The sequence below is a fragment of the Micrococcus sp. 140720015-1 genome, assembly GCF_053627595.1.
Genome location: NZ_JBSEYC010000004.1, coordinates 75,659 through 90,757 on the forward strand (window position 1 = coordinate 75,659; position 15,099 = coordinate 90,757).

Consider the following 15,099-nt stretch of genomic DNA (forward strand, 5'->3'; position numbering starts at 1 on the left):
CGCGGCGGCTGGTCCTTCGAGTCTCACGTGAAAGTTGATGTCGAGGCCGTCTTTTCCGCGTGGACGCGCCGTTTTCTTTTGCACGTGACGCGGGCCTCCCAGTACGGTGGACCCGAACGCGCGCGAGGCTCGCTTCACGCTGTGCTTGAAGGTGTCCACCCCGGGTGGCCGCCGATCACCGGGGTCGATGCGCCTCGCGCTGACCTCTCGAGATCTCGAACAAAGGGAACCAACACCGTGGCTGCACCCCAGAACTACCTGGCCGTCATCAAGGTCGTCGGCATCGGCGGCGGCGGCGTGAACGCCGTGAACCGCATGATCGAGGTGGGGCTCCGCGGCGTGGAGTTCATCGCCATCAACACGGACGCCCAGGCGCTGCTGATGTCGGACGCTGACGTGAAGCTGGACGTGGGCCGCGAGCTCACCCGTGGACTCGGCGCGGGCGCGAACCCCGAGGTCGGCCGCCAGGCCGCCGAGGACCACGCGGAGGAGATCGAGGAGGTCCTGCGGGGCGCGGACATGGTGTTCGTGACCGCGGGCGAGGGCGGCGGCACCGGCACCGGCGGAGCGCCCGTCGTGGCCCGCATCGCGCGCTCGCTCGGCGCCCTGACCATCGGCGTCGTGACCCGTCCGTTCACGTTCGAGGGCCGCCGTCGCGCCGGCTCCGCCGAGGCGGGCATCGACGCCCTGCGGGACGAGGTCGATACCCTCATCGTGATCCCGAACGACCGCCTGCTGTCCATCTCGGACCGCAACGTCTCGGTCATGGACGCCTTCCGTCAGGCGGACCAGGTGCTCCTCTCCGGCGTCCAGGGCATCACCGACCTGATCACCACCCCGGGCCTGATCAACCTCGACTTCGCGGACGTGAAGTCCGTGATGCAGGGCGCGGGCTCCGCGCTCATGGGCATCGGCCACGCTCAGGGCGAGGACCGCGCCGTCAAGGCGGCCGAGCTGGCGATCGCCTCGCCGCTGCTCGAGGCCTCCATCGACGGCGCGTACGGCGTGCTGCTCTCCATCCAGGGCGGCTCCGACCTCGGCCTCTTCGAGATCAACGAGGCCGCGCGCCTGGTCCAGGAGGTCGCCCACCCGGAGGCCAACATCATCTTCGGCGCGGTCATCGACGACGCCCTCGGCGACGAGGTGCGCGTGACCGTGATCGCCGCGGGCTTCGACAAGGTGGACGTCACCTCCGCCCCGGCCGCCCCGCAGGCCGCGCAGCAGCAGGCGGCCCCGCAGCGGGCCGCGGCCCCCGCCCAGCCGCAGCCCGTCCCCGCGCAGCCGCAGCCGGCCGCCCCGGCCCAGCCGCAGCAGGCCGAGCGCCCCGCCGTGCGCGGCACCGTGCCGCTGGCCCCGCAGGAGCAGCAGCCGCGCCGCCAGCAGGACCTGCCCACCGTGGTGGAGCCGGACCTCGGCGCCGGGTCTTCGGACCTGGACGTCCCGGACTTCCTCAAGTGACGGCCGCGGAGGGGCCGGCCGGGACCGCACGGGTCCCCGCCGGCCCCTTCGTGCACCGCGAGACCGTCCGCACCGCGACGGGCGCCGTGCACGTGGCCTGGACGTCCGTGGCCGCCGGCAACCTCGCGCTGCACGTGGTCCCGCCGGACGAGGCCGAGGGGCTCGCTCGTGTCAGCGCCGCCCGTCGCGACCTGGAGCGCGTGATGGGGGTCCCCGAGGGCGCCACCCTCTATCTGGACCAGGTGCACTCGGCCGACGTCGTGTGGGCGGACGGGCCCGGGCGCGGCGGTGCCCCGTCCCCCGTGGCCGACGCCGCCGTGAGCCGCGACGGGTCCCGGCCGCTGGCCGTCATGGTGGCCGACTGTCTCCCCGTGGTCGTCGTCGACGAGACGACCGGCGCGACCGCCGTGGCCCACGCCGGGCGACGCGGGCTGCTGGACGGAGTCCTGGAGGCGACCGTCGATCGGCTGCTCTCCCTGCGCCCGGAGGCCGACCGGACCGGTCCCGGCCTGCGCGCCTGGATCGGCCCCGGCGTGTGCGGCCGCTGCTATGAGGTGCCCGCGACCATGCGCGCCGACGCCGCCGCCCGCCTCCCGGCGACCGCGGCCACCACGTCCTGGGGCACCCCCGCCCTCGACCTGCCCGCCGGCGCCGCGGAGGTCCTCCGTGCCCGCGGGGTGGCCACCGCGACGATCGACGTGTGCACGCGGGAGGACGAGCGCCTGTTCTCACACCGTCGGGCGCCCGGTGAGGGCCGGTTCGCCGGCCTCGTCTGGCGCGCCAACCCCGACGCCACCGCCCCGAGAGGAGACGCATGACCGCCCCCGCCACCGCCGGGCCGACCCCGACGGACCCCCGTGCCCGGGAGATCGCCGACGCGCTCGCCGCGGTGCGCGCCCGCATCGCCGACGCCGCGCGGGACGCCGAGCGCGAGGCGGAGCCCGCGCTCGTCGTCGTGACCAAGACCCACCCCGCCGAGGACGTCGTGCGCCTCGCCGCGCTCGACGTGACCGACGTGGGGGAGAACCGGGACCAGGAGGCCCGGCCCAAGGCCGAGGCCGTCGCCGCGGCCCTGGGGGCGGACGCCCCGCGCTGGCACTTCGTGGGCCAGCTGCAGACCAACAAGGCCAAGTACGTCGTGCGCTACGCGTCCGTGGTGGAGTCGGTGGACCGACCCGAACTGGCCGAGGCTCTGTCGCGGGCGCTCGTGCTGCGGCGCGAGCGCGAGCCCGAGGCCGCGATCCCCGACCTGGAGTGCCTCGTGCAGGTGGACGTCGACGACCGCGCCGACGAGGACCGTCCCGAGGGGATCGGCCCGCGCGGCGGCGCCCGCCCCCAGGACGTCCCCGCCCTCGCGGCCGTCGTCGCCGGCCTGCCGGGCCTGCGGCTGGGCGGGCTGATGTGCGTCGCACCGCGCGGCCTGGACCCGGAGGAGGCGTTCCGCAGCCTCGCCGCTCTCGGCGCGCGCCTGCGGCAGACGCATCCGGAGGCCACCGCCCTGTCCATGGGCATGAGCGCGGACCTCGAGGCGGCCGTGCGCGCCGGGGCGACACAGGTGCGCATCGGCTCCGACGTTCTGGGGGCCCGGGACGCGGTGGGCTAACGTTGACCCCGCGCGTCCCGGCGGGACGCGACAGGACCGTGCGGACGCACGCGCACCGACGACGAACGACGGCGGCCCCCGGGGCCGGAGGACGTGGTGAAGGAAGACTCATGGCTGGTGCCCTGAAGAAGACGATGATCTACCTCGGCCTGGCCGACGGCGACGAGTACGACGAGCAGCCGCGTGCCGCCGAGCGGGAGCCCGCGCCCCGGCACGAGGTCGTCGAGGCGCGCCGCCCCGCGGAGCCGGACACCGACCCCCACATGGAGGCCGTCCGCCCGGCTGCGGTCCGCGATCCCGAGCCGGCCGAGCGGCCGGAGCCCGTGACCCCGTCCGGCTCCACCGCGGCCGATCCCGTCGAACCCCGGCGTCCGGCGCGTCCCGAGCCGGTCGACCCGGGCTACCGGGCCCCGGTGACCCCCATCAAGCGAGCCGCAGCGTCGTCTGCCGAAGGAGCCTCCGTGCACACCCTGTCCACCGTCCACCCCCGCTCCTACAACGACGCGAAGGCGATCGGCGAGGCCTTCCGCTCGGGCGTCCCCGTGATCATGAACGTGACCGACCTCGGCGAGAACGAGGCCAAGCGTCTCGTGGACTTCGCGGCCGGCCTCGTCTTCGGCCTGCACGGCTCGATCTCCCGCATCACCAGCAAGGTGTTCCTGCTGACCCCGGCCACCGTGGACGTCGTCGGCGCCGAGCAGGGCGAGTCCGGCGAGGCCGACTCCCCGTTCGACGGCGACTGAGGCGCCCATGCAGCTGCTCCTCGCCCTCGCCTACATCGCCCTGACGGTGGTGCTCGCGGCGCTGACCGTGCGGATCGTCCTGGACGTCACCCAGTCGTTCGCCCGCCACTGGCGCCCCACCGGGGCGGCCCTCGTGCTGGCCAGCGGCGTGTACGGGGCCACCGATCCGTTGCTGCGCCCCGTGCGTCGTGCCGTGCCGCCGGTGAACCTGGGCGGCATCGGCCTGGACGTGGCCTTCCTCATCGTGTTCCTCGGCGTCGTCCTGCTGCGGGTCCTGGTGCTCAGCCTGGCCGGCGTGGCCTGACCCGCGGCCCGGGGCGGTTCCCCGCCCCGGTGGTAGTCTTCGCGGCAGGATCGGCGCCGCCCCTCACCGGCGCGCCGGCCGTCGACGCGCCGGGCCGCCCGGCCGTCCCCGAGCACCGAGCAGAGAGTGAGACGGTTCCATGGCGCTGTCCTGGGAAGACGTGGTCAACAAGCAGTTCCAGCCCACGAAGTTCCGCGAGGGCTACGACCAGACCGAGGTGGATGACTTCCTCGACGAGATCGTGGCGGAGTTCAAGCGCCTGATCGCCCTCAACGAGCAGCTCGAGTCCGAGAACGCGGAGCTGCGCGCCGGCGGCGCGGCCCCGGCCGCCGCCCCCGCTGCGGACACCCCGGAGGCCGTCGCGACGCCGGCCCCCGCCGAGGAGTCGGCCCCGGCCGCCGCCCCCGAGTCCGCCGACGCGGCCGCGACCTCCGCCGCCGGCGTCCTGGCCATGGCGCAGCGGCTGCACGACGAGCACGTCGCCGCGGGCGAGCAGCGCAGCACCGAGCTCGTCGCCGAGGCCGAGGCCACCGCGGCCCGGCTCGTCAGCGACGCCGAGGAGCAGAAGGCCCGCACCCTCGAGGCCCTGGCCGAGGAGAAGGCCGGCCTGGAGGGCGAGGTCGAACAGCTGCGCAGCTTCGAGACCGACTACCGCAGCCGCCTCACCTCCTACATCGAGGGCCAGCTGCGGGAGATCCGCGCCCAGAAGCGCGTCGAGCCCCCCGCACCCACGGCGTGAGTCGTGCCGTCGACGCCGCGCCGGCCCCGCGATCCCCTCGCGCGGGCCGGCGAGCCGTGCTCACCGCCCTCATCGTGGCGGTGCTGGCCTACGCCCTCGACCAGCTGACCAAGTACGCGGTCGAGAGCACGATGCAGCTGGGGGACTCCGTCGCGGTGATCCCCGGGGTGCTGCGCTGGCACTACATCCTGAACCCGGGCGCGGCCTTCTCCATCGGCGAGGACCACACCTGGGTGTTCACCGTCATCCAAGCCGCGGTGGCGGTGGCCGCCCTCGTCGGGATCGCCCGCGTGCGCTCGACGCCGTGGGCCCTGGCGCTGGGCGGGCTCGCCGGCGGCGTGCTCGGCAACCTCACGGACCGGCTGTTCCGGCCCCCGGCGTTCGGGCGCGGCCACGTGGTCGACATGATCTCCGTGCCGCACTTCGCGATCTTCAACGTGGCGGACTCGTTCATCGTCTGCTCCGTCATCGGCGTCGCCCTGCTCGTGATGACCGGCCGCCGCCTGGACGGCACACGGGAGGCGTGAGGACATGGGCATGAGACCGGGACTGACCGAGCGGCTCGAGGTCACCGAGGCCGAGGCGGGCCGGCGGGTCGACGCGGTGCTCGCGGACGCGTTCGGCGTCTCCCGCTCGCTGCTGGCGGACTGGTTCTCTCGGGGCCTGGTGCGGGCCGAGTCGCGCTCCGGCCGCCGGGACCGCGTCCTGGCCAAGTCCGCGAAGGCCGTGGCGGGGGAGACCCTCGCCGTCGACGTCCCCGACGACCCCGACCCCCTGGAAGTGAGGGCAGAGCGCGTGGACGCGCTGAGCATCCTGTACGAGGACGAGGACCTGGTGGCCGTGGACAAGCCCACCGGCGTGGCCGCGCACCCCTCGCCGGGCTGGGTCGGGCCCACCGTGGTGGGTGCCCTGGCCGCCCTCGGCCACGACATCACCACCTCGGGCGCCCCCGAGCGGCAGGGGATCGTGCATCGGCTCGACGTCGGCACCACCGGGGTCATGGTCGTGGCCAAGACCGAGCGCGCCTACACGGCCATGAAGGACCAGTTCCGCGAGCGCGTGCCGGAGAAGGTCTACCACGCCGTGGTCCAGGGCATCCCGGATCCGCTCAGCGGCACCGTGGACGCGCCCATCGGGCGGCATCCCGGCCACCACTGGAAGTTCGCGGTGCTCGACGACGGCCGGCCGTCCGTGACCCACTACGAGACGCTCGAGGTGTTCGGCCGGGCCACCCTGCTCGAGGTCCACCTGGAGACCGGGCGCACCCACCAGATCCGCGTGCACACCTCGGCGCTGCGCCACCCGTGCGTCGGCGACCTCACGTACGGGGCGGATCCGCGCCTGGCGGCCGAGCTCGGGCTGACCCGCCAGTGGCTGCACGCCCACCGGCTGGCGTTCCCGCACCCGGTCACGGGGGAGCCGGTGACGATCACCTCCCCGTATCCGGACGACCTCGCCCACGCCCTGGCGGCGCTGCGCGGCGACGAGGACTGACCGGCGCCGTCGACGTGACCCCCGTCCCGGTCCGGCCCCGCCGCCCGGGCACCACGAGTAGGCTGGTGCGGCCCCGCCGTCCTCCCCGTCGAAAGGCCCACCCCGCATGACCGTGTCCGCCGACGCCCGCTCCGACGCCGTGAAGGACGGCGGATTCGTCCACCTGCACACGCACACCGAGTACTCCATGCTCGACGGCGCCGCGAAGCTGGACGACCTGTTCGCCGAGGCCCAGCGGCTGGGCATGGACTCGCTGGCCATCACGGACCACGGCTACCTCTTCGGCGCCTACGACTTCTGGTCCAAGGCGAAGGCGGCGGGCGTCAAGCCGATCATCGGGCTCGAGGCCTACGTGGCCCCCGGGCAGCAGCACCGCACGGACAAGGAGAAGACCCGCTGGGGCGAGCCCCACCAGCGGGGGGACGACGTGTCCGGCGGCGGTGCGTACACGCACATGACGCTGCTGAGCGAGACCACCGAGGGGATGCACAACCTGTTCCGGATGGGCTCGATCGCCTCGCTGGACTCGGTGTACGCCAAGTGGCCGCGGCTGGACCGGGAGCTGCTGAGCCAGTACTCGAAGGGCCTGATCGCCACCACGGGCTGCCCCTCCGGCGAGGTGCAGACGCGCCTGCGCCTGGGCCAGTACCGGGAGGCGATGCAGGCGGCCTCGGACTTCCGGGACATCTTCGGCAAGGACAACTACTACTGCGAGATCATGCACCACGGCCTCGACATCGAGCGCCGGGTGATGACGGACCTGCGCCGGCTCGCCAAGGACCTGGGCCTGCCGTTCGTGGCCACGAACGACCTGCACTACACCCACGAGCACGACGCCAAGGCGCACGAGGCGCTGCTGGCCCTGCAGTCGGGCTCGAAGCTCAACGAGCCCAGCTACGACCAGGGCGGCTCCCGCTTCGCGTTCTCCGGCACCGAGTACTACCTGAAGTCCCCGCGGCAGATGCGCGAGCTATTCGCGGAGCTGCCCGAGGCCTGCGACAACACGCTGCTCATCGCCGAGCGGTGCGAGGTCGAGTTCGACACGAAGGCCAACTACATGCCGGTCTTCCCCACGCCGGAGGGCGAGGACGAGACCAGCTGGCTCATCAAGGAGGTCGCCTCCGGTCTGGCCTACCGCTACCCGGACGGCGTGCCGGACCACGTGCGCAAGCAGGCGGACTACGAGCTGGACGTCATCATCTCGATGGGCTTCCCCGGGTACTTCCTCGTCGTGGCCGACTTCATCAACTGGGCCAAGGAGAACGGCATCCGGGTGGGCCCGGGCCGTGGCTCGGGCGCCGGATCGATGGTGGCGTACGCGCTGCGCATCACGGACCTGGACCCGCTCAAGCACGGGCTGATCTTCGAGCGGTTCCTCAACCCGGACCGTGTGTCCATGCCCGACTTCGACGTCGACTTCGACGACCGCCGTCGCTCCGAGGTGATCGACTACGTCACCCGCAAGTACGGCGACGAGCGCGTCACCATGATCGTCACGTACGGCACCATCAAGACCAAGCAGGCCCTGAAGGACTCGGCCCGCGTGATGGACCAGCCCTTCTCGATGGGCGAGTCCCTCACCAAGGCGCTGCCGCCGGCGGTGATGGCCAAGGACATCCCGCTCAAGGACATCGAGGACCCCGCGGCCCCGCGCTACGGGGAGGCCGCGCCCTTCCGCGAGCTGATCGCGACGGACCCGGTGGCGAAGGAGGTCTTCGAGACCGCCAAGGGCCTCGAGGGCCTGAAGCGGCAGTGGGGCGTGCACGCGGCCGGCGTGATCATGTCCTCGGCGCCGGTGATCGACGTCATCCCGATCATGCGCCGCCTGCAGGACGGCCAGGTCATCACCCAGTTCGACTACCCGATGGCGGAGTCCCTGGGCCTGATCAAGATGGACTTCCTGGGGCTGCGCAACCTCACGATCATCTCGGACGCGCTCGAGAACGTGAAGGCGAACCAGGGCGTGGACCTGGACCTGGAGACCCTCGACGTGGACGACCCGGCGGCCTACGAGCTGCTGGCCCGCGGCGACACCCTCGGCGTGTTCCAGCTCGACGGCGGCCCCATGCGCTCGCTGCTGAAGATGATGCGCCCGGACAACTTCGAGGACATCTCGGCGACCATCGCCCTGTACCGCCCCGGCCCCATGGGCGCGAACTCGCACACCAACTACGCGCTGCGCAAGAACGGGCAGCAGGAGATCACCCCGATCCACCCGGAGCTGGAGGAGCCGCTGCGGGAGATCCTGGACACCACCTACGGCCTGATCGTGTACCAGGAGCAGGTCATGGCGATCGCCCAGAAGGTGGCGGGCTACTCGCTCGGCCAGGCCGACATCCTGCGCCGGGCGATGGGCAAGAAGAAGAAGTCGGAGCTGGACAAGCAGTACGAGGCGTTCCACCAGGGCATGCTGGACCGCGGCTACTCGGAGGCCGCGGTGAAGGCCCTGTGGGACATCCTGCTGCCCTTCTCGGACTACGCGTTCAACAAGGCGCACTCGGCCGCCTACGGCCTGGTCTCCTACTGGACGGCCTACCTCAAGGCGCACTACCCGGCGGAGTACATGGCGGCGCTGCTCACCTCGGTGGGCGACGACAAGGACAAGCTGGCCATGTACCTCAACGAGTGCCGCCACATGGGCATCACCGTGCTGCCCCCGGACGTGAACGAGTCCCACCTGACCTTCACCCCCGTCGGCCGGGACATCCGCTTCGGCATGGGCGCCGTCCGCAACGTGGGCGCCAACGTGGTCAAGGGCATGGTCCAGGGGCGCGAGGACAAGGGCTCGTACACGGGCTTCGGCGACTTCCTGGCGAAGGTGCCGCTCGTGGTGTGCAACAAGCGCACCATCGAGTCCATGATCAAGGCCGGTGCCTTCGACTCCCTCGGCTACGCCCGCCGCGCCCTGCTGGCCGTGCACGAGGAGGCCGTGGACGCCACCGTGGCGCAGAAGCGCAAGGAGGATCACGGCGAGTTCACCTTCGACCTGTTCGCGCTCGGCGGCGGCGACGAGGACGACTCCGACGCCGCGGACGGCGTCGCCGTCCCGGACCTGCCGGAGTGGGCCAAGAAGGAGAAGCTCGCGTTCGAGCGCGAGATGCTGGGCCTGTACGTGTCCGACCATCCGCTGCAGGGCCTCGACGGCGTCCTGGCCCAGCACGCCGACGTCCAGATCACCCGGGTCCTCGACGACGACGGGCCCGCGGACGGCGCGATCGTCACCATCGCGGGCCTGATCACCACGCTCGAGCGTCGCATCGCCAAGTCCTCGGGCAACGCGTACGCGCGCTGCGAGATCGAGGACCTCGGCGGCTCGATGGACGTCATGTTCTTCGGCCAGGTGTATGCGCCCATCGCGATGATGCTGGCCGAGGACCTCGTCGTCGCCGTCAAGGGCAGGGTGCAGCGCCGGGACGACGGGTCGGTGTCCCTGTCCGCGATGGAGCTGACCATCCCGGAGCTCTCGGACGGCCCCGGCGGCCCCGTGCGGATCACGCTGCCCGCGTTCAAGGCCACGGAGCAGGTCATGGGCCAGCTGGCGGACGTGCTGCGCACCCACGAGGGCTCCTCGGAGGTGCGGCTGTCCCTGGTGGGCCAGCGTGACACGCAGGAGTTCCAGCTGGGCCCGCAGTTCCGGGTGAGCCCGAACCCGGCGCTGTTCGGCGACCTCAAGATCCTGTTGGGTCCGGCCTGCCTCGGCTGAGCGGACGTAGCATGGGAGTGCCCCGCCCAGGAGGAGAGAGCTGATGCACTGCCCGTTCTGCCGCCATGAGGACTCGCGCGTGGTCGACTCGCGCTCCCTCGACGACGGCTCCGCCATCCGCCGGCGTCGGCAGTGTCAGGCCTGCGGCAAGCGGTTCACCACCATGGAGACCACCGCCCTGACCGTCGTCAAGCGCTCCGGGGTGGCGGAGCCGTTCGACCGCTCCAAGGTGATCAACGGCGTCCGGAAGGCGTGCCAGGGGCGGCCGGTGACGAGCGACGACCTGGCCATGCTCGCCCAGGAGGTCGAGGAGACGGTCCGTGCCACGGGCAACGCCGAGGTGGACGCCCACGACGTCGGCCTGGCCATCCTCGATCCGCTGCGCCGTCTCGACCAGGTGGCCTTCCTGCGCTTCGCCTCCGTCTACCGGGACTTCGAGTCCCTCGACGACTTCGAGGAGGCCATCGCGGAGCTCCGGGCCGGTGACGGGGACGACCGCGGCCGTCCCGCCGTGCAGCCGCGGCTGTTCACCCGCTGACCTGGGCCGATGCGACGGCGCCGCCGGGATCGACGGTGCAGTGGTGCGCACGGCCGCCAGACGCTACAGTGATCCCCGGGCCGACCGCGGTCGGCCCGGCAAGACTGCCGAGGGCGGTTCCGGAGGGGAAGCCGGAACCGCCCTCGGTGTCTGCGCCCTCAGTTGCCGTCGGCGAGCGAGCCGTGCGCGGCCAGGGCGGCGCCCACGATGCCCGCGTTGTTCTGCAGCTGGGCCGGGACGATCGGGGTGCGCAGGCGCAGCAGCGGCAGGTAGTCGTCCGGCCGCTTCGAGATGCCGCCGCCGACGATGAACAGGTCGGGCGAGAAGATCCGCTCCACGTGGGAGAAGAAGCGCTGCAGTCGCTCGGCGTACTCGGCCCAGCTGAGCTGATCGCGCTCCCGGGCCTTCGCGGAGGCGCGCGACTCGGCCATCACGCCGTCGAGCTCCAGCGAGCCGACCTCGAAGTTCGGGACGAGCACGCCGTCGTGGATCATCGCGCCGCCGATGCCGGTCCCGAGCGTGATCACGTGCACCAGGCCGCGCACGCCCCGCCCGGCCCCGTAGCGGGCCTCCGCGAGGCCGGCCGCGTCGGCGTCGTTGACCACGGTCACGGGGCGGCGCAGGTGCTCCTCGAACGTGCCGCGCAGGTCCGTGCCGATCCACGAGTGGTCGATGTTGTTCGCGGACAGGCACACCCCGTCCTTGACGATCGAGGGGAAGCACACGCCGAGCGGGGCGGAGGGCTTCGGCGCCTTCTCGCGCCCGTCGAGCTCGGCGGTGATGGCCGCCAGGGTCGCCGCCACGGGCTCGGGCATGGCCGGCTGCGGCGTGGGGATGCGGAAGCGGTCCCCGCGCAGGGTGCCCGCCTTCGGCCCCGACCCGAGGCGGACCAGGCCGCCCTTCATGCCGGTCCCCCCGACGTCGATGCCGATCGTCGTGGGGTACTTGGAGGAGCGCTGGGCGGTGCTGGTGTGCGTCGTCACGGCCCCCAGCTTAGTGCCGGGTCACGGCAGCGTGAGAATCTCCGCGCCGTCGTCCGTGACCACGATCGTGTGCTCGAACTGCGCGGTGCGACGGCGGTCGCGGGTCACCACGGTCCAGCCGTCGTCCCACTGGTCCCACTCGATCGTGCCGAGCGTGAGCATCGGCTCGATGGTGAACACCATGCCGGGCACGAGCAGGCGGTCGTGGGCCGGGGCCGCGTCGTAGTGGGGGATCACGAGGCCGGAGTGGAAGTCCACGCCCACGCCGTGGCCGATGAAGTCGCGCACCACGCCGTAGCCGAAGCGCTTGGCGTAGGACTCGATGGCGCGGCCGATCACGTTGACCTGACGGCCGGGCTTCACGGCGCGGATGCCGCGGCGCAGGGCCTCCTCGGTGCGCTCGACGAGCAGACGGGACTCCTCGTCCACGTCGCCGACCAGGTAGGTGCGGTTGTGGTCCCCGTGGACGCCGTCCAGGTACGCGGTGATGTCCAGGTTGACGATGTCCCCGTCCTCCAGGACGGTGCCGTCCGGGATGCCGTGGCAGATGACCTCGTTGATCGAGGTGCAGATGGACCGCGGGAAGCCGCGGTAGCCGAGGCAGGACGGGTAGGCGCCGCGCTCCACGAGGAAGGCGTGCGCGATCCGGTCCAGCTCGTCCGTGGTGACGCCCGGGCGGATGTGGGCGGCGGTGTGCTCCATGGCCTGCGCGGCCAGGCGGCCGGCGGCGCGGATCCGCTCGACGCCGGCGGCGTCGTAGACGTCCGAGGCGTTGCCCTCGTCCGGGGTGGCCTTGCCGACGTACTCGGGGCGCGGGATCGCGACCGGCACGGGCGGGGCGGGGGACGGGGCCCCGGGCGTCAGGGTGCCGACGGGGGCGAGCGACCCGGGCTCCGGCGCGGTGGGGCCCGCGGGGCGGGGACCGTTGTGGCTGGACGGGGCGGCGGAGTTCTGACGCTGGGACATGTCCTCCAGCCTATCGGCCCGGCTACTGTGGCCCCCATGACCGAGACGAGCGAGTTCTGGTACAACGTCAACACGCGTCAGGTGGAGGTGGGCGCCCAGTCGGACTGGTCCCAGCTGCTGGGCCCGTTCGGCACCCGTGAGGAGGCCCAGGCCGCGATGGACCGCGTGCGGGCGAACAACGAGGCCGCCGACGCCGAGGACGAGCGCGACGACGACTGGGACAGCCGTCCCGTCGACGACGCCTCCTGACCGCGGCGCCGGACGACGCCGGGCCCCCGTCCCTCGGACGGGGGCCCGGTCGTCTCACGGGGCGGGTTCAGCCCTCGAAGCCGTGCTCCGGGGCCGGGAACGCGCCGTCGAGCACGTCCGCGCGATAGGCCCGGACCGCCTCGCCCACGACCTCGTGCAGGCGGGCGTACTGACGGACGAACCGGGGCACGCGGCCCTCGCGCAGGCCGAGCATGTCCTGCCACACGAGCACCTGGCCCGTGGTGCCCGGGCCCGCGCCGATGCCCACGGTGGGCACACGCAGCGCGGCGTCGACGGCGGCGGCGACGTCCGAGGGGACCATCTCCATCAGCACGGCGAACGCCCCCGCGGCCTCGAGGGCCCGGGCCGACGTCGTCATCCGCTCGGCCGCCCCCGCGCCGCGGCCCTGCACCCGGTAGCCGCCGAGCACATGCTCGGACTGCGGGGTGAAGCCGATGTGGGCCATGACCGCGACGCCGGCGGCCGTCATCGCGGCCACGTGCTCGGCGAAGCGCTCGTCCCCCTCCACCTTGACGGCGTGCGCGCCGGACTCCTTCACGAGGCGGACGGCCGACTCGACGGCCTGCCGCGGGGAGGCCTCGTACGACCCGAAGGGCAGGTCCGCGACCACGAGGGCACGCTCGGCACCGCGCACCACGGCCTGGGTGAACAGGATCATCTGGTCCAGGGTGACCGGCAGGGTGGTGGGGTGGCCCAGCACGGTGTTGCCCACCGAGTCGCCCACGAGCAGCACCTCGACGCCGGCCTCGTCGAACAGCGCCGCCGTCATCGCGTCGTAGGTGGTGAGCATCGCGAAGCGCCGGCCCTCGTCCTTGGCCCGCTGCAGGTGGACCGTCCGGTACCGGGACGGGGCGGGCGGACCGTAGGGGGCGGTGTCGTCAGGCTGCCGGGGGGACTGGGGAGCGGACATGGGCCGGAGTCTACGCGGCGCGTCTAGAGTGGCGGCATGGATCGACAGCAGGACTTCGTGCTCCGCACCATCGAGGACCGGGACGTCAGGTTCGTCCGGCTCTGGTTCACGGACGTGATCGGCACGCTGAAGTCGGTGGCCCTGTCTCCGGCCGAGGTGGAGAACGCCTTCACGGAGGGCCTGGGCTTCGACGGCTCCTCGATCGACGGATACACCCGCATCTCCGAGTCGGACATGCTGCTGCAGCCCGACCCCTCGACCTTCCAGATCCTGCCGTGGCGCGGCGACCAGGGACAGAGCTCCCGGATGTTCTGCGACGTGCGCACCCCGGACGGCCGCCCCGCCCCCGCCGACCCGCGGCACGTGCTGCGCCGCGTGCTGGACCGGGCCGCGGACCGGGGCTTCACGTGCTTCACCCACCCGGAGATCGAGTTCTACCTCCTGCAGTCCGACCAGCCCGGCCCGGACGGGGAGCCGGTGCCCGTGGACCGCGCGGGCTACTTCGACAACGTGCCCGGCTCCGACGCGGCCGACTTCCGCCGCGACGCCGTCAGCCTCCTCGAGGGCATGGGCATCTCCGTCGAGTTCAGCCATCACGAGAACGGCCCCGGCCAGAACGAGATCGACCTGCGCGCGGCGGACGCGCTCACGACGGCGGACAACGTGATGACGTTCCGGACCGTCGTCAAGGAGGTCGCCGCCGCCCAGGGCACGTACGCCACGTTCATGCCCAAGCCGTTCTCCCACCACCCGGGCTCCGGCATGCACACCCACTTCTCCCTCTTCGAGGGTGACGCGAACGCGTTCTACGACCCGGCGGACGAGTTCCGGCTCTCCGTCACGGGCCGCCGGTTCATCGCGGGCCTGCTGCGCCACTCCGTGGAGATCACCGCGGTGACCCACCAGTTCGTCAACTCCTACAAGCGCCTCTGGGGCGGGGGAGAGGCCCCGTCGTACACCTCGTGGGGGCACAACAACCGCTCCGCCCTCGTGCGCGTGCCCCTGTACAAGCCGGACAAGGCCGGCTCGGCCCGCATCGAGTACCGCGGCATCGACGCCTCGGCCAACCCGTACCTCGCCTACGCCCTGCTGATCGCGGCCGGGCTCAAGGGCATCGAGGAGGGCTACGAGCTGCCCGAGGCCGCCGCCGAGGACATCAGCGCGCTGACCACCCACGAGCGGCGCGTGCTCGGCCACGTCCCCCTGCCCGGCACCCTGCACGACGCCCTGCGCGCCGCCGAGGAGTCCGAGTTCGTGGCGTCCGTGCTGGGCGAGCACGTCTTCGACGCCCTCCTGCGCAACAAGCGGCAGGAATGGGACGACTACCGCGTGGAGGTCACCCCGTACGAGCTCCGCCGCTACCTCTCCGGCCTCTGAGACGGGCGCCC

Annotated in this window: 15 protein-coding genes; 12 read left to right on the forward strand and 3 right to left on the reverse strand. The window is 72.6% G+C overall.

Going from position 1 to position 15,099, the window contains the following annotated elements; genetic code table 11:
• The first annotated feature begins 237 nt into the window (after positions 1–237).
• The 10 genes from ftsZ to nrdR all read left to right on the forward strand — a co-directional run bounded on the left by ftsZ (position 238) and on the right by nrdR (position 10,582).
• Positions 238–1,458 carry a cell division protein FtsZ gene (gene ftsZ, locus ACUXPL_RS07755; RefSeq protein ID WP_179288577.1) on the forward strand — a complete coding sequence of 407 codons (1,221 nt, stop codon included), beginning with the start codon at positions 238–240 and terminating at the stop codon, positions 1,456–1,458.
• Complete coding sequence (locus ACUXPL_RS07760; RefSeq protein ID WP_454183044.1) at positions 1,455–2,276, forward strand: polyphenol oxidase family protein; 822 nt, start codon at positions 1,455–1,457, stop codon at positions 2,274–2,276. Before ftsZ ends, ACUXPL_RS07760 begins: the two co-directional genes overlap by 4 nt.
• The gene (locus ACUXPL_RS07765; protein WP_454183046.1) at positions 2,273–3,061 is read left to right on the forward strand and encodes a YggS family pyridoxal phosphate-dependent enzyme; all 789 of its coding nucleotides are present in this window, start codon (positions 2,273–2,275) and stop codon (positions 3,059–3,061) included. Before ACUXPL_RS07760 ends, ACUXPL_RS07765 begins: the two co-directional genes overlap by 4 nt.
• Before the next feature lie 110 nt (positions 3,062–3,171).
• Positions 3,172–3,804 carry a cell division protein SepF gene (gene sepF, locus ACUXPL_RS07770; RefSeq protein WP_180535734.1) on the forward strand — a complete coding sequence of 211 codons (633 nt, stop codon included), beginning with the start codon at positions 3,172–3,174 and terminating at the stop codon, positions 3,802–3,804.
• A 7-nt stretch (positions 3,805–3,811) separates the two neighbouring features.
• A complete protein-coding gene (locus ACUXPL_RS07775) occupies positions 3,812–4,108 on the forward strand; it encodes a YggT family protein (RefSeq protein ID WP_010078509.1) in 297 nt (98 codons plus the stop codon).
• A 139-nt stretch (positions 4,109–4,247) separates the two neighbouring features.
• Positions 4,248–4,847 (forward strand): DivIVA domain-containing protein, encoded by a 600-nt coding sequence (locus tag ACUXPL_RS07780; protein WP_454183048.1) that lies wholly within the window; start codon positions 4,248–4,250, stop codon positions 4,845–4,847.
• A 56-nt stretch (positions 4,848–4,903) separates the two neighbouring features.
• Positions 4,904–5,374, forward strand: coding sequence for a signal peptidase II (lspA, locus tag ACUXPL_RS07785; RefSeq protein WP_454183050.1), 471 nt, complete (start codon positions 4,904–4,906; stop codon positions 5,372–5,374).
• A 4-nt stretch (positions 5,375–5,378) separates the two neighbouring features.
• On the forward strand, positions 5,379–6,341 hold the full coding sequence (locus tag ACUXPL_RS07790; RefSeq protein ID WP_454183052.1) for an RluA family pseudouridine synthase: 963 nt from the start codon (positions 5,379–5,381) through the stop codon (positions 6,339–6,341).
• A 106-nt stretch (positions 6,342–6,447) separates the two neighbouring features.
• A complete protein-coding gene (dnaE, locus tag ACUXPL_RS07795) occupies positions 6,448–10,044 on the forward strand; it encodes a DNA polymerase III subunit alpha (RefSeq protein ID WP_454183054.1) in 3,597 nt (1,198 codons plus the stop codon).
• Between the two features lie 43 nt (positions 10,045–10,087).
• Positions 10,088–10,582 (forward strand): transcriptional regulator NrdR, encoded by a 495-nt coding sequence (nrdR, locus tag ACUXPL_RS07800; RefSeq protein ID WP_002855838.1) that lies wholly within the window; start codon positions 10,088–10,090, stop codon positions 10,580–10,582.
• A 158-nt stretch (positions 10,583–10,740) separates the two neighbouring features.
• On the opposite strand, the gene ppgK is transcribed toward nrdR, so the two are convergent.
• A complete protein-coding gene (gene ppgK, locus ACUXPL_RS07805; RefSeq protein ID WP_049146942.1) occupies positions 10,741–11,565 on the reverse strand; it encodes a polyphosphate--glucose phosphotransferase in 825 nt (274 codons plus the stop codon).
• Between the two features lie 21 nt (positions 11,566–11,586).
• Positions 11,587–12,531 carry a type I methionyl aminopeptidase gene (gene map / locus ACUXPL_RS07810; protein ID WP_454183056.1) on the reverse strand — a complete coding sequence of 315 codons (945 nt, stop codon included), beginning with the start codon at positions 12,529–12,531 and terminating at the stop codon, positions 11,587–11,589.
• 36 nt (positions 12,532–12,567) lie between these two features.
• Here map and ACUXPL_RS07815 point away from each other — a divergent pair, with 36 nt between their 5' ends.
• Positions 12,568–12,780, forward strand: a complete 213-nt coding sequence (locus ACUXPL_RS07815; RefSeq protein WP_200968950.1) for an SPOR domain-containing protein — start codon at positions 12,568–12,570, stop codon at positions 12,778–12,780.
• Between the two features lie 67 nt (positions 12,781–12,847).
• On the opposite strand, the gene panB is transcribed toward ACUXPL_RS07815, so the two are convergent.
• The gene (gene panB / locus ACUXPL_RS07820) at positions 12,848–13,711 is read right to left on the reverse strand and encodes a 3-methyl-2-oxobutanoate hydroxymethyltransferase (protein ID WP_454183058.1); all 864 of its coding nucleotides are present in this window, start codon (positions 13,709–13,711) and stop codon (positions 12,848–12,850) included.
• A 36-nt stretch (positions 13,712–13,747) separates the two neighbouring features.
• Here panB and ACUXPL_RS07825 point away from each other — a divergent pair, with 36 nt between their 5' ends.
• A complete protein-coding gene (locus tag ACUXPL_RS07825; RefSeq protein WP_454183060.1) occupies positions 13,748–15,088 on the forward strand; it encodes a glutamine synthetase family protein in 1,341 nt (446 codons plus the stop codon).
• Positions 15,089–15,099 lie beyond the last annotated feature (11 nt).